General features: G+C 63.6%; 23 protein-coding genes. 16 read left to right on the top strand and 7 right to left on the bottom strand.

Going from position 1 to position 20,633, the window contains the following annotated elements:
* The first annotated feature begins 129 nt into the window (after positions 1-129).
* Both BFL28_RS05210 and BFL28_RS05205 read left to right on the top strand, forming a co-directional pair.
* A complete protein-coding gene (locus BFL28_RS05210) occupies positions 130-2,733 on the top strand; it encodes a TonB-dependent receptor (protein WP_069319550.1) in 2,604 nt (867 codons plus the stop codon).
* Positions 2,733-4,844: an Atxe2 family lasso peptide isopeptidase gene (locus tag BFL28_RS05205; protein WP_158011624.1), complete on the top strand. Its 2,112-nt coding sequence runs from the start codon at positions 2,733-2,735 to the stop codon at positions 4,842-4,844. Before BFL28_RS05210 ends, BFL28_RS05205 begins: the two co-directional genes overlap by 1 nt.
* Here the strand turns inward: BFL28_RS05205 and BFL28_RS05200 are convergent.
* The 7 genes from BFL28_RS05200 to BFL28_RS05175 form a co-directional block, all read right to left on the bottom strand.
* A complete protein-coding gene (locus BFL28_RS05200; protein ID WP_079246944.1) occupies positions 4,837-6,576 on the bottom strand; it encodes an asparagine synthase-related protein in 1,740 nt (579 codons plus the stop codon). The genes BFL28_RS05205 and BFL28_RS05200 overlap by 8 nt on opposite strands.
* On the bottom strand, positions 6,576-7,220 hold the full coding sequence (locus tag BFL28_RS05195; RefSeq protein ID WP_069319548.1) for a lasso peptide biosynthesis B2 protein: 645 nt from the start codon (positions 7,218-7,220) through the stop codon (positions 6,576-6,578). Before BFL28_RS05195 ends, BFL28_RS05200 begins: the two co-directional genes overlap by 1 nt.
* Positions 7,221-7,272: 52 nt before the next feature.
* Complete coding sequence (locus BFL28_RS20445) at positions 7,273-7,392, bottom strand: benenodin family lasso peptide (protein ID WP_119184548.1); 120 nt, start codon at positions 7,390-7,392, stop codon at positions 7,273-7,275.
* Positions 7,393-7,542: 150 nt separating this feature from the next.
* The gene (locus BFL28_RS05190; protein WP_069319547.1) at positions 7,543-8,169 is read right to left on the bottom strand and encodes a GntR family transcriptional regulator; all 627 of its coding nucleotides are present in this window, start codon (positions 8,167-8,169) and stop codon (positions 7,543-7,545) included.
* Between the two features lies 1 nt (position 8,170).
* Positions 8,171-8,581 carry a helix-turn-helix domain-containing protein gene (locus tag BFL28_RS05185; protein ID WP_079246943.1) on the bottom strand — a complete coding sequence of 137 codons (411 nt, stop codon included), beginning with the start codon at positions 8,579-8,581 and terminating at the stop codon, positions 8,171-8,173.
* A 330-nt stretch (positions 8,582-8,911) separates the two neighbouring features.
* A complete protein-coding gene (locus BFL28_RS05180; protein ID WP_069319546.1) occupies positions 8,912-9,346 on the bottom strand; it encodes a type II toxin-antitoxin system VapC family toxin in 435 nt (144 codons plus the stop codon).
* The gene (locus BFL28_RS05175; protein WP_069319545.1) at positions 9,343-9,591 is read right to left on the bottom strand and encodes a hypothetical protein; all 249 of its coding nucleotides are present in this window, start codon (positions 9,589-9,591) and stop codon (positions 9,343-9,345) included. Before BFL28_RS05175 ends, BFL28_RS05180 begins: the two co-directional genes overlap by 4 nt.
* Before the next feature lie 88 nt (positions 9,592-9,679).
* Between BFL28_RS05175 and BFL28_RS21060 the strand changes: the two genes are divergently transcribed.
* The 14 genes from BFL28_RS21060 (at position 9,680) to BFL28_RS05100 (ending at position 20,398) form a co-directional block, all read left to right on the top strand.
* On the top strand, positions 9,680-9,964 hold the full coding sequence (locus BFL28_RS21060; protein ID WP_069319544.1) for a hypothetical protein: 285 nt from the start codon (positions 9,680-9,682) through the stop codon (positions 9,962-9,964).
* Between the two features lie 413 nt (positions 9,965-10,377).
* Positions 10,378-10,689: a hypothetical protein gene (locus tag BFL28_RS05160; RefSeq protein WP_069319542.1), complete on the top strand. Its 312-nt coding sequence runs from the start codon at positions 10,378-10,380 to the stop codon at positions 10,687-10,689.
* A complete protein-coding gene (locus BFL28_RS05155; protein ID WP_069319541.1) occupies positions 10,673-11,446 on the top strand; it encodes a DsbC family protein in 774 nt (257 codons plus the stop codon). The genes BFL28_RS05160 and BFL28_RS05155 overlap by 17 nt, the downstream gene beginning before the upstream one ends.
* A gap of 210 nt (positions 11,447-11,656) precedes the next feature.
* Positions 11,657-11,974: a hypothetical protein gene (locus BFL28_RS05150; RefSeq protein WP_069319540.1), complete on the top strand. Its 318-nt coding sequence runs from the start codon at positions 11,657-11,659 to the stop codon at positions 11,972-11,974.
* Positions 11,975-12,072: 98 nt separating this feature from the next.
* Positions 12,073-12,339, top strand: a complete 267-nt coding sequence (locus BFL28_RS05145) for a type IV conjugative transfer system protein TraL (RefSeq protein WP_069319539.1) — start codon at positions 12,073-12,075, stop codon at positions 12,337-12,339.
* Positions 12,340-12,380: 41 nt separating this feature from the next.
* Positions 12,381-12,980: a TraE/TraK family type IV conjugative transfer system protein gene (locus tag BFL28_RS05140; RefSeq protein ID WP_079246949.1), complete on the top strand. Its 600-nt coding sequence runs from the start codon at positions 12,381-12,383 to the stop codon at positions 12,978-12,980.
* The gene (locus BFL28_RS05135; RefSeq protein WP_069319537.1) at positions 12,964-13,731 is read left to right on the top strand and encodes a type-F conjugative transfer system secretin TraK; all 768 of its coding nucleotides are present in this window, start codon (positions 12,964-12,966) and stop codon (positions 13,729-13,731) included. Before BFL28_RS05140 ends, BFL28_RS05135 begins: the two co-directional genes overlap by 17 nt.
* Positions 13,732-13,772: 41 nt before the next feature.
* Complete coding sequence (locus BFL28_RS05130; RefSeq protein ID WP_069319571.1) at positions 13,773-15,011, top strand: TraB/VirB10 family protein; 1,239 nt, start codon at positions 13,773-13,775, stop codon at positions 15,009-15,011.
* A gap of 35 nt (positions 15,012-15,046) precedes the next feature.
* On the top strand, positions 15,047-15,640 hold the full coding sequence (locus BFL28_RS05125) for a TraV family lipoprotein (protein ID WP_069319536.1): 594 nt from the start codon (positions 15,047-15,049) through the stop codon (positions 15,638-15,640).
* Positions 15,637-18,150: a TraC family protein gene (locus tag BFL28_RS05120; RefSeq protein ID WP_069319535.1), complete on the top strand. Its 2,514-nt coding sequence runs from the start codon at positions 15,637-15,639 to the stop codon at positions 18,148-18,150. The genes BFL28_RS05125 and BFL28_RS05120 overlap by 4 nt, the downstream gene beginning before the upstream one ends.
* Positions 18,147-18,485 carry a hypothetical protein gene (locus tag BFL28_RS05115; RefSeq protein WP_131818605.1) on the top strand — a complete coding sequence of 113 codons (339 nt, stop codon included), beginning with the start codon at positions 18,147-18,149 and terminating at the stop codon, positions 18,483-18,485. Before BFL28_RS05120 ends, BFL28_RS05115 begins: the two co-directional genes overlap by 4 nt.
* Entirely contained in the window at positions 18,482-18,709 is a 228-nt protein-coding gene (locus BFL28_RS05110) for a hypothetical protein (RefSeq protein WP_069319533.1), read from the top strand. Before BFL28_RS05115 ends, BFL28_RS05110 begins: the two co-directional genes overlap by 4 nt.
* Positions 18,699-19,385: a conjugal transfer protein TraW gene (locus BFL28_RS05105; RefSeq protein ID WP_241527223.1), complete on the top strand. Its 687-nt coding sequence runs from the start codon at positions 18,699-18,701 to the stop codon at positions 19,383-19,385. Before BFL28_RS05110 ends, BFL28_RS05105 begins: the two co-directional genes overlap by 11 nt.
* Positions 19,382-20,398, top strand: coding sequence for a TraU family protein (locus BFL28_RS05100; protein WP_069319532.1), 1,017 nt, complete (start codon positions 19,382-19,384; stop codon positions 20,396-20,398). Before BFL28_RS05105 ends, BFL28_RS05100 begins: the two co-directional genes overlap by 4 nt.
* The last annotated feature ends 235 nt before the right edge of the window (positions 20,399-20,633 follow it).

Raw genomic sequence — 20,633 nt, 5'->3', positions numbered from 1 at the left:
TCCCAAGTGCAGGCCTGGCGGCAGCCCGGCACTCGCTAGTTTTTTTTGATCGCCAACCCCGTAGTTCGCGTCTGCCTGCGTCCTTTCCGACAGCGCTCAATTTGGAAGCGTGTTGACGGGGGACCTCAAATGGACACGACCTTACAGCGGCGGCTTCTCGCAAGTGCTGCCTACGCACTCATCCTAACTGCCACCGTGGCGGGCGCGCAAGGCGGACCGCGCCAGTCATATGTCATCGAGGCAGGGGATTTGGGCAGCGCGCTGCAAAAGGTCGCGCGCCAGTCCGGCAAGGAGATCCTGTTCTCGGCCGATGCAGTGGCCGGCAAAGAAGTCCCGGCGCTGAGCGGCACTTACACGGCGGAGGACGCGGTTCGGCGGCTGCTTCGCGGATCTGGTCTGATCGCCACGTTCGACGAACGCGGGATTACGATCCGGGGGCGATCGGAAGCGCCGGACGAAGCAGCCGAGCGTCCGGCGGACACGGACGGGATCGTCGTGACGGGATCACGGATCGGCGGCCCCACACTGATGTCCCCTACGATCATCCTCAAACAGCGCGAGATCGCCGATGCAGGCTTTTCCAACCTGGGCGACCTGATCAGATCGATTCCACAGAACTTCTCGGGCGGACAAAACCCCACGGTTGCCGGCGGCGGCAATCAGGGCGGCACCAACCAGAACACGACCTCGTCCTCCACCCTGAACCTGCGCGGGCTCGGCCAGGATGCAACGCTGACGCTGCTCAACGGCCATCGCTTGCCCTATGATGCGGTGTCCCAAGGCGTCGATATCTCGGCCATACCGCTCGCGGCACTCGACCGGATCGAAATCGTGACCGATGGCGCGTCGGCGATTTATGGCTCGGACGCAGTCGCCGGCGTCGCAAACATCATCCTGAAGCGCAGCTTCGATGGCGTGCAGGCCTCTGCTCGCCTTGGCCTGTCGACCGATGGCGGCAACGAGCAACAGCAATATTCGCTGGCGACCGGCACCGACTGGCAGTCCGGAGGCTTTCTCGTGAGCGGCGACTTCAGCCGCTCAACATCGATTCTGGCCGGTGATCGCAAATTCACACGCGTGCTCCACCCGACCGCGACGCTGGTCCCAAGCCTGAAGCAATATACCGCGATCCTGAGCGGCTATCAGCAACTCGGGAATGCCGCCCGCTTCGAAATCGATGCCACCTACATGCATCGCGACTCCCGCCTCCAGCTGGCCTCGTCGACCACGGCCAGCTATTTGACGAACGGCGCCCTTGCTCAGCCGAAGATTACCAGCTTCTCGGTGTCGCCGTCATTGGCATTCGAGATCGCCCCCGGCTGGGAAGGCTATGTCGAGGGCACCTATGGCGAGAGCCGCACGGCGGTGCGGACAGGCGTCTATTCTGCCGGGAACCTGATCCAGACGGCGCTCGTCGACTATAACAACATCCTCAAGGCCGGCGAAGCCGGGTTCACGGGAACGCTCCTGTCGCTGCCGGGCGGCCCACTCAAGATCGCGCTAGGCGGTGGCTTCCGCTCCAATACGCTCGACTTGTTCACGCGTTCGATCGTTGCGGGCACGCAGCGCGTATCGGCCGATTTCATCCGCTCGCGCGACAGCCGCTATGGCTTTGCCGAACTTCGCACGCCGCTCATCGAACCTGACAATGCGATGAGTTTCATTCACCGGCTGACGCTCAGCGGCGCGATCCGCTACGAACATTATGATGGCTTCGGTGGAGTCGCGACCCCCAAGGTTGGCATCCTTTATTCACCCGTGCGTGACATCGACCTGAAGGCCAGCTGGGGCCGGTCGTTCAAGTCGCCCACCCTGTTCCAGGAGTTCCAGTACAAGTTCGTGGCGCTGCGGCTGGCCACGGCATATGGCACATCGACCTTCCCATCCGGATCCACCGTGCTGCACGTCACGGGCGGCAATCCGGAGGGTCTCCAGCCGGAGCGCGCCCAGAACCTGAACTTCACGCTTGCATGGCGCCCAGCTTTTCTGCCGGGCGCCGTGATCGAAGCCAGCTATTTCGATGTCGATTACAAGGACCGGATCGTCGCGCCGATCAGCTCGTCGCTCGGTCTGTTCGCCGATCCGAACTACGCCCATCTGATCACACGGACACCGACAGCCGAGCAGGTCGCGGCGACGTTAGCCGATGCCCCGGCGGGACTGTCGAACCAGGCCGGCGTGCCATTCGACGCTTCGCGGGTTGTGGCAATTGTCGATGGCCGTCAGCGCAACTCCTCGCGGCAGGCGATCAAGGGCGTCGATCTGAGCCTCCGCTATATGTTCGGTATCGGATCGACCAGCACGCTCACGCTGCTCGGCAGCGGCAGCTATATCGAAAGCGAGCAGATACTGGTGGCAGGCCAGCCCACGGTTCAGCTCGCGGGAACGATCTTTCGAGCTCCGCACTGGCGCGCCCGCGGCGGCATGAGCTGGCAGGATGGCGGTCTCACCGTCACCTCTTACCTCAACTATGTCGGCGGGACGCAAGATCGCCGGATCACCCCGTTCGCCGATGTCGGATCCTTCACGACGCTCGATGCCACGATCACCTATCGCGTCAATGCCGAACGGTCGCCGTTCCATCAGCTCGAACTGGCGCTTGCCGCGTCGAATTTGCTGAACTCGCCGCCTGATCTCATCCGCCAGTCGCTGGCGATCGATCCGACTTATGACTCGACCAACTACTCGCCGGTCGGCCGCTTCTTCAGCCTGACGGTGCGCAAGACATGGTGATGGAAGCGCAAACTTGCCTGCGCACAAGCCTCAGCGCCGTTCTTCTCGGCACTTTGATCGCCGCGACGCCGGCTGTCGCCAAGTGCGAGGATATCGTACCGCCTGAGCAGGTCGCCATGTCACGCCGTGACATCGTGCCCCTGGACCTTGTGCGATTGCGCGATATCGGCACGACAGCCGACATGATGGGGAACGGGAGCGCGATCGGGATATCGCCCGATGGCACCAAGCTCGCCGTCCAGTTGCGCCGTGCCGAGCCGACGACCAACAGCTACTGCCATGCGCTCATCGTGATTGATCTCGCCAAGCCGTCCACGCCGCGCGTGATCGATCGCGGCGGCGACTATATCCGGTATCGCTTCCAGAGGGGGCCAATCGCCTATTACACTGCCGGTGACCCGTTGCTCATCGAACCGACATGGTCGCCCGATGGTCGTCATGTTGCGTTCCTCAAACGGGTGTCCGATCATGTTCAGGTCTGGATTGCCGCATCGGACGGATCAGGCAGCCGCCAATTGACGAACGCGCCCGTTGATGTGGAGGCGTTCGACTGGGTCGAGGGTGGGCAGGCGGTGACGTTTCAAGCACGCCCGAAGCGTATCGAAGCCCTTCGCGAGCTCGATTCGGAAGGCCTGACTGGCTTCGTCTATGACAAGCGCTGGTCGCCCATTGCACGGAACAAGCCTTCACATCGCGAGCCAACCGACACGCTGATCGAAACGATCAGTTTGGACGGTAGACTCAGGCCAGCAACCCCTGTTGAGCAGCGTTCGATCACTGAAAAGCAGGAGCGGCCCGACGGGGCATACTGGCTCTCAACGAGTGCCAGTGGCGCCGCCTGGTCGTCCCCGCGCGACCGCAGTCGCTCATATGTCGATGGCGCACTGAACATCCGCTTCAAATCCGGCGAAATGATCGGATGCACGGCCGACAGTTGTGAGGGGCGCTTTAACGGCCTGTCGTTGAGCGAAGATGGCAAGAACTTGCTCTTCCTGCGCCGGACTGGCTGGGCCAACAGCCAGGATGCGCTCTACATCTGGCACCCGGGGAAAGGATTGCCGCGGCATCTGCTGACCACGCGCGATCGCTTCCTGGGATGCCGATGGGCAAGGCAGCGGATCATCTGCACGCTTGAGCAGTCCTCCCGCCCACGTCGGATTGTAAGCCTTGACTCGGCCACTGGCTCGATCAGCGAGATCTTCGATCCCAATCCCGAGTTTCGGCACCTGCGGCTTGGACCTGTCGAACGCCTTGAGTGGCGCAACAACCGAAACGTGCCGGTTTATGCGGATCTGGTCCTGCCACTATCGCGCAAACCAGGCGAGCGCGTCCCGCTCATCATCGTTCAGTATCGCACGCGCGAGTTCCTGCGTGGGGGAACAGGCGATGAATATCCAATCTTTGCCTTGGCCGCGCAGGGTTTTGCCGTACTCAGCTTCGAGCGGCCGACACAGCTCTCGCTGATGCAGCCGACAAAGAACCATGTCGAGCGGGCGAAGCTCGATTACGGTGACTGGGCCGATCGAAAGAGCGTCATGTCGGCGTTCGCATCGGGCATCGAACTGCTCGATCGCCGCGGTCTGATCGACCCCAAGCGAGTGGGCATCACTGGCCTCAGCGATGGCGCCGTGTCGGCCAAATACGCCATGCTCAACAGTCGCCTCTTTGCTGCAGCCGCACTGAGCGGGTGCTGTACCGAACCAAAGACCCACGCGCCGCTGCTCGGTCAGAACGGTTGGGATAATCTGCGGACGTATCTCTACCCCCGATATATCGATGACGCTCCGGCGTTCTGGAACACATTCTCGATCGCGAGAAACGCGGAACGATTTCGGACGCCGCTGCTGGTCCAGGCATCAGATGACGAGTATCTCGCTGCGCTGGAGACGTTTACGTCGCTGCGAGAGGCGGGCGGCATCATGGATCTCATCGTCTTCCCCGATGAGCATCATATGAAATGGCAGCCGGCGCACCGCCTTGCCATGTACAATCGCTACATTGCGTGGTTCAGCTTCTGGCTTAAGGGCGATGCCGGCCTGTATGCGCGGCCTGAAGATTTGGAACGGTGGCGCGAGCTGCGTGACCGAGCGGGCAAAGCCGAACCTAGCTGAGGCAATTGCGGGCCCAGGATTCCGCATCGCTCAGCGTCAGGATGCGCACATAGGCATCCCCTTGCTCGTCGACCGGGCGCTGGAAGAAGGCTTCGATTGCTGAGCGATCGATGAGCTTGCGAGCGCTCAACTCGCCGTCCAACAGCTGCTCCTTGATCGCCGTTCGGTAGCGATCGACGATCTGCCGGTAGAAGGCGCCCGGTCCTCCTTTCGTACGTCGGTCGCATATCGCCTCGGGAAGCATGTTGGCGAAGGCATCTCGGGCGGCCGCCCGGTCTCGGCCGCCCTCAACCCACTGCCAGGTCTGGATCGCCAAGCACAGTTCAACGATCGGTTGCGCCAGCATCGGCGTGATCAACTCGATCGGCTCGGCGCGAGGAAAGCCTTCGCTGAAATTCTGCGGGCGCAGCAGCGCTGCAATGTGAGCGGCCCGCCCCGGCAAAGCGCCGGCAGGTGCAGCAAGCCAGCTATGGTGCGCCTCCGCAGACCCTTGCGCAGCCGCCAGCTCGGGATGAACAAAGCGCAGATCGCTCGCCCAATGATAACGGGCAGCGCTCTTGGGTATTTTGCGGAGCGCCCGCGACACGGCCTCCCACACGCTGCATCCCGTCAGTTCGCAAATGTCCGCGACGGTACGCCATGCGCCTATCCGCTGTCCCCTTGACTTCAACCGGTCAGCGATCGGCGTGGCGGACTGCGTGAAACAGAATACATTGTCGCCGCCATTTCCGGAGAAGACCGCTTCGGCCGAGATTTCGTTTGCGAGGCGGCGGTTGGCCTCGTCAAAAGCCTGGCGCCCCGGAGAGCCAACCGGTCGTGGTAAATGAAGCGCGCTTGAGCGGGTGATCGCGATGTCGTCCAGCCTGTAGGACCTGTCGACCAGTTCCAGCTCGACGTGATCGGCGACGATCCTGGCGAAACCGAGTTCGTCCCCTTCCGGCCCTGGTGAAACCAGATTGAAGCAGACTGTGTTCGTGCCAGCCAGCGCCGCCGCGACGATCGAGGAATCGACGCCGCCGGAAAGGCAAAGCTGGATTCGCGAAAATTCACTGGCGAGCGCACGAACGGTACCGACCACGGCAGCTTGGAGCGCATCGCGAAGATCGGATCGATGCAGACCAGTCGGTCGCACGTATTTCCAGGGTGACCAATGCTGCCTCAACGCCGCATATTTCGCGCCGCCGACACCAAGAACCCAGCCTTGAGGGATCTCGTACACATCGCGGACCACCGTCTTTGTGCATCGAAGCGCGGGTCGCAGCAGGCATGCAGCCATCGCATCCCAATTGATCGTCGGAACGACGACGCCCGCCGCGATGGCCAGATCGAGGTCCGAGAACAGGAAGATTTCGTCAGCGGTCTCGCGAACATAGCATGGGATCGCGCCGCTGGGATCTCGATAGACCTGCACCGATCCCAGCGCGCATCGCGATATGGTGACATATTGTCCCCAATACCGGTCTGTAAGCAGCGTCGGCAGACCATCATGCTGCTCGAAAGTTCGATCCAGCGCCCTAACCCGTTCGGGTTGATCCGATCGAGTGAACAACCGGCCAAGCACGAAAGCTCGGCCGGATGCGGTGTTCATCACCGAAGCTGTATCGTTAGTCCAGAGCGTCAATTGCGCGGGCGTTGGCACAGGCTTCAGGCCGAGTGCCGCCAACCGAGTGGGTCCGACAGAGATGCCTCTGCCATTGCGGCGCTCGATGACGGCGAGGAAGCGAAGCGTCATTAGACGGCCAGAATTGGCCGATAGTGCGCGACCCGCTCCTGCTTGTCGCCGATCACCATGTCGCCAAGCTGGACCCAGGCATGCGCCGTGAACGGATAGTCGCGGACACCCATGATGAAAGTTGGGCGGTGGCCGCTTCGAATTAGCAGGTCGAACAGTCCGACGGACTTCATCAGGCAGCGCTGATGCGGGGAGATTATCAGATCAGCGGCTCGATGGGCCGCGGCAACATCTTCGATCGCTCGACTCCGGGTGCCCGGACAGGTGTGCATTCGCGCGGCAATGATCGTAGCCAACCCGCCGCGGCGCAGTTGATGTTGCGCGCGAAGTTGCAGCATCGTTGCGAGGCAAATGAGGTCCAGTGAAGGGACTCCTTTTTTGCTAAGGTCGCGCGTCGCCTTGGCGGCGATGGTCTCGCCCAGCGGGCGTGAAGGATCTTGGCTGAGGCACAGCAAGCCTTGGTTGAGCAGCGGCTGGAGCCTGGCCTCGTCGGATCCCAGCAAAGATGTTCCGTTGATCGCCCGAACCAGCGCCTGCGTCGTCTCAGGCGAAGCGGCGAAATAGCGGTCACGCTCGACGTCGAGGAAGATGGAGCGCTCGCCCAGCAAGCAGAAATGGACACCATCTGGACTGGTGAGATGCATGAGCGGGCGCTCCGGAAAAGAGGCGCACGGCTAGCACCGTGCGCCCGCTCGATCAGTCGTCGGAAAGGCCGGCTTCGAGCTTCTGCAGGCCGAACTCGTCCGGCTCACCGACAACCGGGATGCCCTTCGTTTCTTCGCTGGCGATGCCCAGCTCGAACACTTCCTTCTGCATGGTACTTCTCCTTGCATTGCCTGACGGAATGTCGGCAATCGCAAGTGTAAGCCTGCGGAAGGCTGCTCCCGCTGAATATTCCGCGCAAATTCTGCCGAGTATACGCGGCGGCCGGGCGTAAATTACTGCTTCACTATGTCATCACGCAGCTTACCGGCGCTTGAGCTCTTTGAATATCGTTCCGACATGGTCAATTCGACGCCGATGATATGCAATGATGCGCCTTCGAAGGTTCGTCCGTACGTCGATATTGCCATTTCGCAGGAAGGTACGAAGCTCCCTGTCAGAGTCGTCGAACAGGCGGGCCTCGGCGAGTCGTGAATAATGAAGCCGCTCGCTCATACGCTGGATCTGACCGGGGAACTCCGCATTGCCGGTCGCTTCACCGATCGCGCGGAACAGGATTGCGGTGAACGCTGCATGGTCGCCGGGGGCTGAACCAGGCATTCGATCCCGAAAGAAGCGCAGTGATGCACGCAGCATGGCCGTGTCGACAAAACGCAATGTTCCGAGCAGGTGCTGAGCGTTCCAGATATAGAGGCCAGCCAGCGTGTCGAGTTCTGGGCAGATGACGCGGATACCGCCGTCGGGATGGGCTTCGAGGAGTTGCTCGCCCACCATGCGCTGGATGGCCTCCCGCACCGGCGTGGTGCTCGCGCGATGCCGATCAGCCACTGCATGCAGGTCCAGGCGCATGCCGGCATGGAACATCCCATCGAGATATTCTTCCTTGAGCGCGCGGTAGACGCGTTCCTGCGTGCTGCCCTCGAACGACATGTCATCCGGACGCTGCGAAGGGCGTCCGCCATTTCGGCGTCAGCGCCGCGGTCAGTTGTTCGAGCTGGCGCTTGGCGATGATTTCGACGCAGAGCCGTTCGAACTCCCGCAGATCGCCGGCCGCAAGCTGCCGCGGGAACGCCATCTTCTGGCTGGCAAACATGAGCGGGATCAGGATGTGGCCGGTCGAGATATCGAGCTGATAGGCGCAGCGCAGATGATCATCGAGCCGCACCTTAGGGTTGCCCGACTCGATTTCGCGGAGCCAGCGCACGCCGATGCCGAGCGCCTTGGCGAGTTCGCGCTGGGTAATCCCTTCGCGCTTGCGCGCCTCTTCAATGCGCCGGCCCGATCGTTCCTTCACGAAATCGAGTGGAGCTTCGTCATCATAAGCTTCGCGACTAAACGACATCTTCGCGCCTCCTCAGTGGAGTACGCCCTGCCAAGGCCCGTCCTGCACCCAGCTATGGTGGGCATCACACCTGCGTCAAACGGAATTGCCGCAGATTTTTCCAGAGCTGCCGCATTACGACTGCGCGGAAGGTCCAACCTGGGTAGCGATTTTACTGCACACGAGCGCTCCGCCACCGAAGTACCGCAATGGATCACGCTCTTTGGTCGACGCGCTCTGCGAGTTGGAGTGGGGGATTGCGGGTTCAGCGTTGCTCGCATGTCTATGTCGAGACTACGCCCGCGAACGCAGGCGCATTTTTTGCGCGACAACCCAAGCCAAACAGCGGAATCAGTTGTCGGCGACGCCAGCTTGCCACGGATCGACGATCGGGACGCCCGTCGCCGTGAAGTCCGAAACATTCTGTGTTGCCAGCGTCATGCCGTGCACCAGTGCAGTGGCTGCAATCCATGCATCCCGCTCACTTTTCGGGTCGGGGGCATGAAGCTGCGCGCAACGCGTCGCAATTTCCGCTGACATCGCAAGCACCCGCCCTTCAAATGTCGGATACACCGTATTTATCAGCCAACGGCGGAGCATGGGACCTTGCACAGGATCCCGACGCTCCATCCTGAGCACTCCATGTTCCAGCTCGAAAATGGTCATGGCAGAAAGGTACGTCGTGTCCGGGGCGACCGCTTCCAGCCATGCCACGAAACCCGCATCTGCCCGGCCGCTCCCGAGCTTGCGGCTTTCGGAGACGACATTGGTATCGAGTAAAATCATTCCTCGAGGATCGCCTCGTCCCGGCTCGACATGCTGGCGCGAGGCGGCTCCCAATCAAAGTGGACCGGCTCGGACGGCCGCAGCGCCGCCGCCAGGGACCGTCGTCGGTCGGCCATATGTTCAAGCGCTTCTTCGATTATTTCCGCTTGGCTGCGTCCCGAGGTCGAGAGCAAGCGCAACAGTTCGACCGCTTTTGATGAGCGAATCGTGATTGGCGGTTGCTGGCGGCGGACAGTGGCGACCATTACACTTCTCCTTCGCCTGATATAGGCGCGTGCTTGTACGCGTGCAGGCACGATGACATTGCGCCTACCTTACGCCTCTCACGCGAGCATGGAGGTCGCGCAGAAGAAGTGGCTCCGCCTGACGCACCTGGTAAAGTGCTGCGATGTAGATGCTCAAGATGGTGGGCGCATCGCCGCCAGTGAGTTGCTGGACACGCCCCGCGATGCGAGCGGCTGTTTCGTTCACCCCGCGCGGCGCGCCCAGGTGATGCTCTTCGCGACCGCTCAGCCCAGCCGTCGCCAGTTCTTTCAATCGCTGGGCAACCGCCGCAGCTGGCACCAGATCCAGATTCTCGACGGCCACCTGAAGCGTTGTGCCCCAAGCGAGCAGTGACCGCGTACTGCAGATCAGGTGACAATGCGCCTCGATCAGCAGATCCATGCCCGAAGGCGATAGCCTCAATTTGAACGTGCGTGACTGGCGCGCCATAGCCGTCCGTCTCCTACCGATCACGCCCGGCACTGCTCGCGTGCCGCCGCGGCGAGCCGCCCAATCGCGCGAGCGGCACGTCATTGCCGCTCACGCGACTGAGCAGCGCTTGTTCGACACCCGCGACTTTTTGCGCCCGGCTGCGCCATTGCAAGTGGTTGGGCGACCGCTTCGGCCGGTCACTGCCCTGCTCATTGTGCGGCCGTTCCGCACCGACCATGCATTGCCGTGCATCGAGAGGGCGCGAACTCACGGATCGCCCAACTCGAGCTTCCATTCGATCAGCGCGCCGTAGCGGCGCGATGAGGAGACACGTCATGCCGATCCGGTCATGGTGCATAGCTTCGCCTGCCCTTCTACCGACTATTCTCATTCTCCCCTCCCCGTCCCAGGCGCAGACCTATCGTCCGGACGCGGAAGGCTATCCCTGTGCGGCCCGCACGCCGCTGGCGGTCGCATCGACCGATCAGGGCTTCACGATCGAGCCACGTCGGCAAGTCCCCACGCGGGTCGCGGCGCAGGTCGAACGACAGGCAGTAGCGATCGGAAGCTCGCTCAAGCTGGACCGCTCGATCTTCGTGACCGCCGGCAACACCGACACGGAGGCGGAAGATGCTGCGCGTCGTTGAGGTCGCCATCGCCGTTGCGCTGCTCGGACCAAACCTGGCCAACGCTCAAGGGGCACCTGCCGCCGATACGGAATCGTTCGCTGCCGCGGCAGCCGAAGCGCAACAAGCCCTACGCCAGACCTTCACGAACCTGCAGTTCGAGGACTTCGGACCGGCGCCTGTGAAGGGTCCGCTATATCAAGCCAATGCCGGCGGGAGAATGATCTATTTCGCGCCCGAGAGCGGTCATCTTCTCTTCGCCGCGGTCTATGACCGGAACGGAGTCAATGTGACCGCGCTGGCGCAGGATGCGAGCGCGCGAAAGCGGTTCGGCGCGATCGATACCAGCCAGGCTCTGGCGATCGGTCCGCCTGGCGCTCGTCAAGTGATCGAGTTCACCGATCCCGACTGCCCCTATTGCCAGGCGCTAGACCGATATTGGTCGGCCAAGGCCGCCGAAGGCAAGCAGGTCCGCCGGCTGATCTTTTTTGTGAGCGGGATCCACGCGCAGGCGGCGGCGAAGGCGGAGCATATCCTGTGCTCGCCCGATCCGGCGGCGGCGTTCAAGGCGATCTATGCCGGCACGGCACCCAAGACCCCGCTCAAATGCCCCGAGGGCGCCCGCAAGGTCGCGGCGCAGGGCGAGGCCGTGCGCAAGCTTGGCATCTCCGGCACCCCGACCCTGTTTCTCGACGGCAAGATGATCTCCGGGTTTCAGCAGGCCGAGATCGAGGCGTTTCTCGAGGCCAGCCAGCGCGTCGCCGAGCCACCCGGCTGATCGCAAAGCCGCGGCCGGAGCGCCACTAAAACCTCAATTGGCGGGTCTCGTCTCAGCCTGCGCGGCGTCATGCCGCTGCGGCGGGAGGAGCACCGGGATGCCGGCGAGCGTGCCCCTCTTGGGGGCCGTCCAGCGCGCCGCCGGCCGGCAGCGATCTCATGTCGAACCGGCAGGCATATGCGGACGGCTCTCATCGCCAGGAGACCATCAATGCTGAAACTGATCCATCATCGCGGGCTTCGTACCGCCGACAATTTGCTGCTGCTCATGCTTGCGTTGGGCGTCGGCGCGGGCGCGGCGCATGCCTTCGCCCAGCCCCAGGTCGGCGATCTTGGCTACGACATCTACAACATCGTCGTGAACCAGGGCGTCAAGGGCCCGCTCGGCTTTGTCGGCGGTGTCGCCGCCTTCCTGTTCGGCGTCTCGCGGCTGTTCTCGAACATCATGATCGGCATCCCGACGATCGTGGCTGCGGTCTGCCTGATCAAGGCGGACTCGATCCTGCAGACCTTCGGCATGATCATCTGAGGGCATGTGGCTGCGGCTCACGCGGCTGCTCACGAGCTGGGGGCGATGGTCGCCTCTTGGAACTCACGCTTGCGCGTGACGAAGCAAGGAGAAGGGCGTTGGATGAACGTCTTCCACAATTCCTGCACCGGCCGGTCCAGATCCTCTGGTTCGACAGCCAGGAGTTCATCGTCGTGATGTCGACCATCTTCGTCGCCGTAATCGTCGGCGGGCTGGTCGGTTGGGCGCTCATCGGCGCTCTTCTCCTCTTCATTCCCTGGAAGCGCACCAAGCCGCGCGGATTCATCCCGCACGCGGCCTGGCGCTGGGGCCTGCTTCGCTTCCGTCATTATCCGGGTCCGACCCAGACCCGCTTCTACGAGTAGCTCCGATGGCGCACCCATTTCAGCGCAAGGCTCCGGCCGACATGATCGGCGACACGCGGCCAAGCTGGCACCTGCATCGCTATCTGCTCGGCTCGGCGAACCTGTTCGAGGAGAACCGGCTGCTCAAGTTCGCGATTGCCGGCACGTTCGGCATCACCGCGGTGCTCGGCATGCTGCTCTATACGTCGAACCTCAACCAGCGGACGGTCATCGTCCCGTTCGGCGCTGGCGGCGACCTTTACGTCACCGGCAACAAGCCATCCGAAGCCTATCTGCGCACGATCACGCGCAACATCGTCAGCCTGTCGGGCACCTATTCCGCTTATTCCGCCGACCAGCAGTTCCAGGAGCTGCTGAGCCTCGTCCACCCGACATCCTATAACAATTTACGCGACAGCCTGAATGGGTTGCTCGACGAGCTTGCGCGCAACCCGACCCTGTCGATCGCGAGCTATGTCCGGACCGACAAGCCGGTCACCTACACGACCACCGAAATCGTCGTCCCGGTCGAGAAGGTGCGCGTGATCGGCGGCGTGATCCGCAAGTTCCAGGGCATGCTGCGCGTCCGGTACGTGATCGACAATGGCCGTTTCTGGCTGACCGCCCTCCAAGAGGAGAATTTCAATGCCGATCCTCGGTAAGCGCTCGAGGCTTGCCTCGAGCCTGGCCGCGCTGTGCGCCGCCTCCCCCGTGCTGGCGCAGTCGATCGCGGCGCTGCCCGACCAGACGAGCCGCATCCGATTGTCCAACCGGGACGTCAATCACATCGTCTGCGTCGGAGGCGAGATCGAGGACGTGAAATTCTCGGCCGAAAAAGGCATCGCGGTCGAGCGTGGCGGCTCGGACGCGTGGATCAAGTTCCTGGTCAAGGAGATCGACGAGGCCGGACTCAAGACGCGCAGCTTCGTCACCGTGCCGGCGGAATTCTACGTCGCCTGCAACGGCGCCATCTACCCGCTCTATGCCGAGCCTGCGGACATCGCTGCGCAGACCGTGACGCTCGTGCCCGGCACGACCCAGCGCGGGCGGGTCAACGAGGCGCTGCTCGGCCCGTTGGTCGAGGAGGAACGCGCCGTGTCGATCGCGCTGTCGCTGCTGCAGGACCGGGTACCCGGCTCGTTCAGCGAGGTGGCGCCGAACCAGTCAGCGCTGACCGTCGCTGACCTCCCCGGCACGGTGATCCGCGAACGGCGGCGTCTGGCGATCGAAGGCGCTGGACTGTCGGCAAGCGAATATCTCGTGACCAGCCCCGTCGCCGTCACGCTCGACGAGCGCAACTTTCTCGACGGAGCGCTTGGCGCCGACATCTTCGCGGTCACCCTCGACCGCCTGACCCTTTCGGCTGGCGACGCCGCTCGGCTGATCGTCATCCGCCGGAGCAATGCGTCGTGACGGAAAACCTGGAAACGCCTTCGAATGAGCCGCCTCGCGCGATGCGCGGCTCGTCCCGGTCCGAGGTCGATCATGAGACCGTTGCCGAGCGGCCGGCACTGCTCGACCTGCGCTCGCAATGGCAGCGGCTGACCTCTGACCAGAAGCTGCGCGCCAAGCAGTTCAGCGTCGCTGCGGTGATCGGCGTCGTCGGGGTGGGCCTCTACACCGCAAGCTCAGGCAATAACGACGACGCAACGCCACCGCCTGAGGCGACCAAGCTCGACATGGGCGCCGGGCTTCGCGGCGACAGTCTCGAGGTCAAACTGCGCGGCGACCTGCAGAAGATCCTCGACGGCCAGAACCTGCTCGGCGACCGCGTCACGGCGATCGAGGAAGGCAAGGTCGCGCCCTTGGCCCAACCAGGCACGCCGAGCCCTTCGGGAGAGGATCTTCCCCCTGCTCTGCCGGGTGACGTGCCAGATTATCCGCCAGCCCCGCCCGACGCATCGGCAGGCGCCAATCCGCCGCCCATGCCGCCCGTGGCCCCGGAAGCGCCGCCTGCCCCACCAGTCGAGCGCCAAGTCGGCGCGATCGGTGCGGCCACCAGCGCGCCGGCGGCGGCACCCGGAGCTGAAGGCTCAAAAAAAAAGCTGCGCACGATCTATTTGCCACCTGGTTTCATGAAGGCGCGGCTGCTGACCGGGATCGACGCGCTGGCGAGCAAGGATGCGACCAGCAATCCCGAGCCGATCATCGCGCGTGTGCAGGCGCCCGCCGTGCTCCCAAATGACGTCAAAGCCAATTTGGCCGGCTGCTTCGTGATCGGGAACGCGACCGGCAGCCTCGCCAAGGAGCGGGTCGAGGTGCAGCTCGTCTCGATTTCGTGCATCGATTTCGAGGAGCGCGCGGTCGTCGACCAGCCGATCAAAGGCTTCTTCGTCGATGCCGACGGCAAGAAGGGCCTGTCTGGCAAGGTGGTGACCCGGGCCGGCGCGACGCTCGCGCGCAGCTTCATCGCCGGGACGATCGCCGGCATTGCACAGACAGTGGAGAGCAGCGTGGGCGACGTGTCAACGTCAGCACTCGGATCGGTGCGCAGCCTCGATCCCGCAGATGCCGCGAAAGCGGGCGTCGCCGGCGGCTTCGCCAAGTCATCCGACAAGCTCACCGAATTCTACCTCGATCTCGCGCGCCAGGCCGGGCCCGTTGTCGAGGTCGGCGCCGCGAAGGACGTGGTCGTCGTCATCCAGGAAGGTCTCGCCCTCGAGATCAAGCCGACCATCGGGAGCAAGTTTTGATGACGCCTCATCATCCAAGTTCAGGAAGCAACCAGATGCGCAACGCGCCAGTGCGAGCCTGCGCCCGGGCCACTCTGCTCGCCGCGACGATGCTGTGGCTGCCGGGCTGCGCCACGCTCGGCTCGGTGATGTCACCTTACTCCGAGAAGTTCAGCTGCAAGAATGACGATCACGGCCAGTGCGTCCATCCTGAGCAAGCCTATGCCGATGCCGTCGCCGGCGTCATCTCCAAGTCCGATCCCCGCGTGACCAACGACAGGACGATCCTCCGCGATCAGGTGGGAGCGGACATGAAGCCGCGACGCGGCAGGGCGCCGGCCACGGCTTATGGCAGCTATCGCGACAGCCTCTATGCCGAGATGAAGGGGCTGCTCGAAGCGCCGGTAACGCCGATGCTCAAGCCGGCGCGGACCGTGCGCACCCTGATCCTGCCTTATGCCGACCGCCAGCGACCCGACCGGCTGTACATGCCGCGTTATATCTACTCGATCCTGGACAAGCCCGCCTGGGTGGTCGGCGGAACGCTCGTATCAGCGCCATCGCGCGCCGCCCAGGCGCCGGTGCTTGGACAGCTGCAGGAAACGCCTGCCGATGCCGCGGAGCGTCCGGCGCCGGAGCTACGGCGATGAGCGCGCGCGCCTCCACGCTCAGCTATTCGCGGCTGCGCAACAATGTGCGCCGCGACAGCTTCTCCGATTTCCTGCCGCTGATCGCGTGGGACGCGGAAGCGGAAGCGTTTCTCTGCGTGGACGATTGTTGGGGCCACGCCTGGGAGATCATCCCGACCGCCTATCTCTTCACGCATGTGCAGAGCGCGCTGCAGGGGCTGCTCAACATTCATTTCCCGGACGGGACAGTGCTTCAGCTTCACACCTTTGCCGATCCGCTGATCGACGAGACGCTCGACGCCTTTCTCGACCTCAAGACCCGCGACGACCCGCTGATCCAGGCTTCGGCGCGGCAGACCCGAGCTTATCTCAGCGAGGGCCGACACGGCCTCAAGGCGTTGCATGGCATTCCGGTGCGTAACTTTCGCACCTTCCTCTCGATCAAGACACGGCGGCGCCTTGATGAGGATCTGCGGCGGCAGGTCGAGGAGCAGCTCGCCAAGCTTGGCATCCGTCGGCTCGCGCCCGAAGAGCTGGTCGCCTTCTACCGTCGCATCTTCAACGGCATCAGCCAGGCCGCACCCGGCGTTTTCGCCGACGGCACAGCGCCAGGCGCGCCGCCGATCGCCAAGCAGATCATCGATGCCGGCCCAGATTTGAGCTTCGAAGGCCCCGAGGTGTTCCTTGGCAATCAGGTCGCGCGCTGCCTCACGCCCAAGGCGCCGGCGCGGCGCATTACCGCCGAACGGGCGAACCGGCTGCTCGGCGGCATGCGCGGCAGCGCCGAGGATAGCGACCAGGTCGGTGGTCCGTTTCTCTACACGCTCAATATCCTGTTCGATCATTCGCAGTTCGAAATTCACAAGCGCGCGCAGATCCTTTCCGCTCAGAAGGCGGCCGGATCGTTCGCGGTCGAGGTCGGCAAGCAGATCGAGGAGATTGGCTGGATCCTCGACGAGGCGGGCAACTCCAAATTCGTCCGCGTGATCCCGACCTTGTGGGTGTTCGGCCGCGACCGCCACCATGCCCGCGAGCTCGCCGCCCGCGCCAAGCGGCTATGGGAAAGCGAGCCACTGCCCTTCTCGATGCAGGAGGAGAGCTATCTCAACCCGACGCTGCTCGTGATGAGCCTGCCGTTCGGGCTTTATGCTGACCGCACGACGCTGCGCATGCTCGAGCGCGACTTCCGCATGCCGGTGAAGGCGGCGGTGCTGATGTCGCCGATCCAGACCGATTTTCGCGGCGGCGGCCGCCCGGCACTGCTCTATACCGGACGCAAGGGGCAGCTGGTCACGCTCGACTTGTTCGACCCGCGAATCAACAATTACAATTTCATCGTCTCGGCGGAGAGCGGCGCGGGCAAGAGCTTCCTGCTCAACAATCTGTGCCAGCAATATTATGCCTGCTCGGCGCTCATCCGCATCATCGATATCGGGGGCAGCTACCGCAAGCTCTGCACGCTGTGCTCGGGCCGCTATATCGACATCGGCGAAGAGCGGATGGTGCTCAACCCCTTCGACATGGGGCTGGCGCTCGACGGTGACGACAAGCAGTCGGCGATCACCATGGCGGTGGCGATCGTCGCTGAGATGGCGAACGCTTCGACGCGCACGGGCGTGACCACCTCGCAGTGGAATCTGCTCAAATCGGCCGTGCAATGGGCGATCGACAGCGGTCGCGCCGATCGCGGCGTCGATGCCGTGCGCGAATGGCTCGGCACCTACCCCGCCCAGACCCACAGCGATCTCGATCGCGTCGATCATCTCGTACCGATGGCGCGCGAGCTCGCCTTCAACCTGCGCGATTTCGGGTCGGACGGCGCCTACGGCCATTATTTCAACGGTCCGTCGACCTTCGACATCCGCAACGACGAGTTCGTCGTGCTCGAGCTCGAACGCCTCAAGTCGATGCCCGACCTGTTCAACGTCATCGTGATGGTGGTGGTCAACGCGGTCACGCAGGAGCTGTATCTGTCCGCCCGCGACCGTCCGCGCTTCGTGCTGTGCGACGAGGCCGCGCAGTTCATGACCCGCACCGAAGGCCAGGATCTCTCGCGGCTCGCCGAGGCGTTCGGCCAGGGCTATCGGCGCGCGCGCAAATATCGCGGCTCGTTCGGAATCGTGCTGCAGTCGATGAACGATCTCCAGCTGTTCGGCGGCACGGGGCAAGTGATCCTCGAAAATGCCGCGACCCGGTTCCTGCTGCAGGGCTCGACCTACGACAAGGCGGTCGACAACAAGATCCTCGATTATTCCGGGTTCGTCCTCGACCTGCTGAAATCGGTCCGCAACTCAAAGCCCAATTACAGCGAGGTGTTCGTCGACTCGCCCTTGGGGCTCGGCATCGCGCGCTTGGTCGTCGATCCCTTCTCCTACTGGATCAACACCTCGGCGCCCGAAGAGGTCGCCGCGTTCGATGCGCTGATCCGGCAGGGACTGTCACCGCTCGAATCCGTCTGCCGCCTGGCCGGAGTCGATCCGGCGACTATCCTTGGCGCTGGCCATTTCGCCGGCTCGGCGCGGGAAGCGTGAGCGTCATGCGCCAGAAATCGATCGTCCATCCCGACCAGCTGCCGCTCCGCTTTGACTCCCGGGCCGATCTCGATCGGCTGGTCGAGCAGCGCGCCGCCGAGCGCCTCGAAGCCGATGCGTTTCTCTGGCGGCTCCGGATCATATCGATTGAATCGCTGCTGCTGGCTGGGCTCGTCGCCGGGCTCGCGCTTGCCGCTCGTCAGCCCAGCGAGACGATCGTCCGCGCCGCGACGCTTGCTGGTGCCGCCTGTTTCGCTGCGGGCATGCTCGCGCTTGGTCTGACGGCCGGCATTGCTCGGCTCGTCGATCGCATCCGACAGTGGAGGAGCAAGTGAACGGCCTGGCTTCGCCCGATCCGTCGCCCGCCGCGCTGCGGCTGATGATCGGCAGCTATGTGCTGCTGTTCATCGAGCTGTACCTCGTGATGCTTCGCCCCGATCTGGCGCTCGACCTGCGCTGGATCATCTGGCTGGTGACCTTTGTGTCCGGCGCATCGTTCCTGGTCGCGCTGTGCGGGCTGCCGACCGCCGAGGATTTCGGAGGCGGCGATGATCGCTGAACCGAGCCTGCGCCTCGCCATCCTCCAGGGCCTGACCGTGGCGGCTTTGCTCGCGGGGGCCGCCGTGATCGGGATCACCGGCGTGGCGGCAAATACCCCCCAACCTGCTAAAACCGGAACCTCCACCATCGGGCGCGTCTGGCCGATCGCCGAGCCTGATGCCCTGGCGGAGATCGAGGCGAAGGTCGCCACCCTGCCAAAGGACATGAGCCGGCAGTTCGGTCCGCGCGCCAATTGGTCGGCGCTACGCGCCGCGTCGCTCGGCGTCGCGTCGGTCGATCGTACCCGCGCCGTCGTGCCCTTCCACACGCTCGAATTCGACATCAAGTTGCCCGATGGTCGGCTCATCTATCCCAAGGGCTACAGCTTCAACCCGCTCAGCTATGTGAAGCTGCCGCAGCGGCTGGTGGTCGTCCACCCGCGGGATCTGCCCTGGGCGCTGCGCACCGCGCGCACATCGGACTTCGTGATCGTCACCGCGGGGGACGCAATCGAACTCGGAGAGCGCACCGGACGCGCCATATATTTGCTCGAGGAGCGGGTGAAGGAACGGCTTGGCTTGACGGTCGCGCCAGTGATCGTCGCTCAATCAGGTCACAAGCTCATCCTGACCGAGATCGGCCCGAAAAGCCGCTCGGCCGGCATCGCCACCCCGCAGCGGGAGGCAGCGAAATGATCGCTCGAACTCGTGCGCTGCTGGCGGCGCTTGCACTTGGCATTGCCGCGCCGTTTGCACTTCCCGGCGAGGCGCAAGCTTCCAAGTGCAAGGCGGGGACGATGTTCAACCCGATCACCAAAGTGCGCTGGAACTGCATCTTTCCGATCTCGATCGGCGGCGTGCGGGTCGGCACGCACGACAAGCTCGACAAGGCGCTCGACGCGCAATCAGCGTCCAAGCCGCTTTGCGCGTGTCGCAAGGGACTCGAAGTCTGGTTCGGAGTGAAAGTCTCCTACTGGTCGCCCAATCGCATGATCGATGTCGTCACCGAGCCCGGCTGCATGATGGCGCTTGGCGCCGATCTGATGGCCACCGGCGGCAAGCTCCAGGGGAGCCAGTCCTCAATTTCTGACGGAACGAACACGCGCAAGATGTTCGCGCAGCTGCATTATTATATCTCGCCGGTCTGGGCGATGCTCGACATGTTCACGGATCTGCCGTGCCTCGAGAATGACGGGTTCGACGTCGCGCTGATCACTGAAGTACTGCCGACCTGGCAATCGGCGACGCTCGGCGCGATCATCCAGCCCGAGGCGATCCTGTTCGGCAATCCTGCAGCTGGCCTTGCCTGCATGGCGGACAGCGCCGCCGCGGCAGCGGGCAAGGTCATCGATCCGCTCTTCTGGTGCATGGGCAGTTGGGGCTCTACCTACCCGATCGCCGGCGACATCCATTTTGGCGACAGCGTCGAGGCTTGGGCAGGCCTGGCCGCGCGTGGCACCTTCATGATGGGACGGCTCGGCGCGCTGACGATCAGCTCGCCCGATGGCTGCTCGTTCACGCCGAGCCCGATCTGGACCAAGTCCCGTTACAAACTTCAGCTGATGGAGCCGGTCAAGGCCGGCAAATGCGTCAATATCGGGCGGCCGGGCGCGCTCTGGACGAGCGGCAAGCACGCGCCCGGTGAAGACAATGCTCAATTCATGTTGTTCGAAAAGGTGATCTGCTGCGCCGGAATTCCGGTGCCATGAGCAGGTTGCTTCCCCGACGTCTCGTGTGCGCAGCCGGTAACGTACGGTCTGCCCGCCAAGGCCTGGACGGCCGCTGGCGCGCATGCGGGACAGGAGCGGCGCCGCTTCCCCCCGGCGGCGTCGCTCCACCCCTGGCCAGCGCGGCCGCACCTTTCCTCCGACGGCCAAGGCTCGCCTCCCCGGCCTGCGCCGTTTCGGCGGCCGCGCTGGTCCTTCTTGCAGTTTCAGACGTCGC

It is taken from the genome of Sphingomonas turrisvirgatae, from assembly GCF_001721295.1.
GTDB lineage: Bacteria > Pseudomonadota > Alphaproteobacteria > Sphingomonadales > Sphingomonadaceae > Sphingomonas > Sphingomonas turrisvirgatae.
The sequence above is the reverse complement of the archived record's forward strand: the minus strand, read 5'-3'. Positions and strand labels throughout refer to the sequence as shown.

Bases quoted from the DNA above. Each gene is read 5' to 3' on its own strand.
- BFL28_RS05210 (WP_069319550.1), top strand. From the start codon at position 130: ATGGACACGACCTTACAGCGGCGGCTTCTCGCAAGTGCTGCCTACGCA.
- BFL28_RS05205 (WP_158011624.1), top strand. From the start codon at position 2,733: ATGGAAGCGCAAACTTGCCTGCGCACAAGCCTCAGCGCCGTTCTTCTC.
- BFL28_RS05200 (WP_079246944.1), bottom strand. From the start codon at position 6,576: ATGACGCTTCGCTTCCTCGCCGTCATCGAGCGCCGCAATGGCAGAGGC.
- BFL28_RS05195 (WP_069319548.1), bottom strand. From the start codon at position 7,220: ATGCATCTCACCAGTCCAGATGGTGTCCATTTCTGCTTGCTGGGCGAG.
- BFL28_RS20445 (WP_119184548.1), bottom strand. From the start codon at position 7,392: ATGCAGAAGGAAGTGTTCGAGCTGGGCATCGCCAGCGAAGAAACGAAG.
- BFL28_RS05190 (WP_069319547.1), bottom strand. From the start codon at position 8,169: ATGTCGTTCGAGGGCAGCACGCAGGAACGCGTCTACCGCGCGCTCAAG.
- BFL28_RS05185 (WP_079246943.1), bottom strand. From the start codon at position 8,581: ATGTCGTTTAGTCGCGAAGCTTATGATGACGAAGCTCCACTCGATTTC.
- BFL28_RS05180 (WP_069319546.1), bottom strand. From the start codon at position 9,346: ATGATTTTACTCGATACCAATGTCGTCTCCGAAAGCCGCAAGCTCGGG.
- BFL28_RS05175 (WP_069319545.1), bottom strand. From the start codon at position 9,591: ATGGTCGCCACTGTCCGCCGCCAGCAACCGCCAATCACGATTCGCTCA.
- BFL28_RS21060 (WP_069319544.1), top strand. From the start codon at position 9,680: ATGGAGGTCGCGCAGAAGAAGTGGCTCCGCCTGACGCACCTGGTAAAG.
- BFL28_RS05160 (WP_069319542.1), top strand. From the start codon at position 10,378: ATGCCGATCCGGTCATGGTGCATAGCTTCGCCTGCCCTTCTACCGACT.
- BFL28_RS05155 (WP_069319541.1), top strand. From the start codon at position 10,673: ATGCTGCGCGTCGTTGAGGTCGCCATCGCCGTTGCGCTGCTCGGACCA.
- BFL28_RS05150 (WP_069319540.1), top strand. From the start codon at position 11,657: ATGCTGAAACTGATCCATCATCGCGGGCTTCGTACCGCCGACAATTTG.
- BFL28_RS05140 (WP_079246949.1), top strand. From the start codon at position 12,381: ATGATCGGCGACACGCGGCCAAGCTGGCACCTGCATCGCTATCTGCTC.
- BFL28_RS05135 (WP_069319537.1), top strand. From the start codon at position 12,964: ATGCCGATCCTCGGTAAGCGCTCGAGGCTTGCCTCGAGCCTGGCCGCG.
- BFL28_RS05130 (WP_069319571.1), top strand. From the start codon at position 13,773: ATGCGCGGCTCGTCCCGGTCCGAGGTCGATCATGAGACCGTTGCCGAG.
- BFL28_RS05125 (WP_069319536.1), top strand. From the start codon at position 15,047: ATGCGCAACGCGCCAGTGCGAGCCTGCGCCCGGGCCACTCTGCTCGCC.
- BFL28_RS05120 (WP_069319535.1), top strand. From the start codon at position 15,637: ATGAGCGCGCGCGCCTCCACGCTCAGCTATTCGCGGCTGCGCAACAAT.
- BFL28_RS05105 (WP_241527223.1), top strand. From the start codon at position 18,699: ATGATCGCTGAACCGAGCCTGCGCCTCGCCATCCTCCAGGGCCTGACC.
- BFL28_RS05100 (WP_069319532.1), top strand. From the start codon at position 19,382: ATGATCGCTCGAACTCGTGCGCTGCTGGCGGCGCTTGCACTTGGCATT.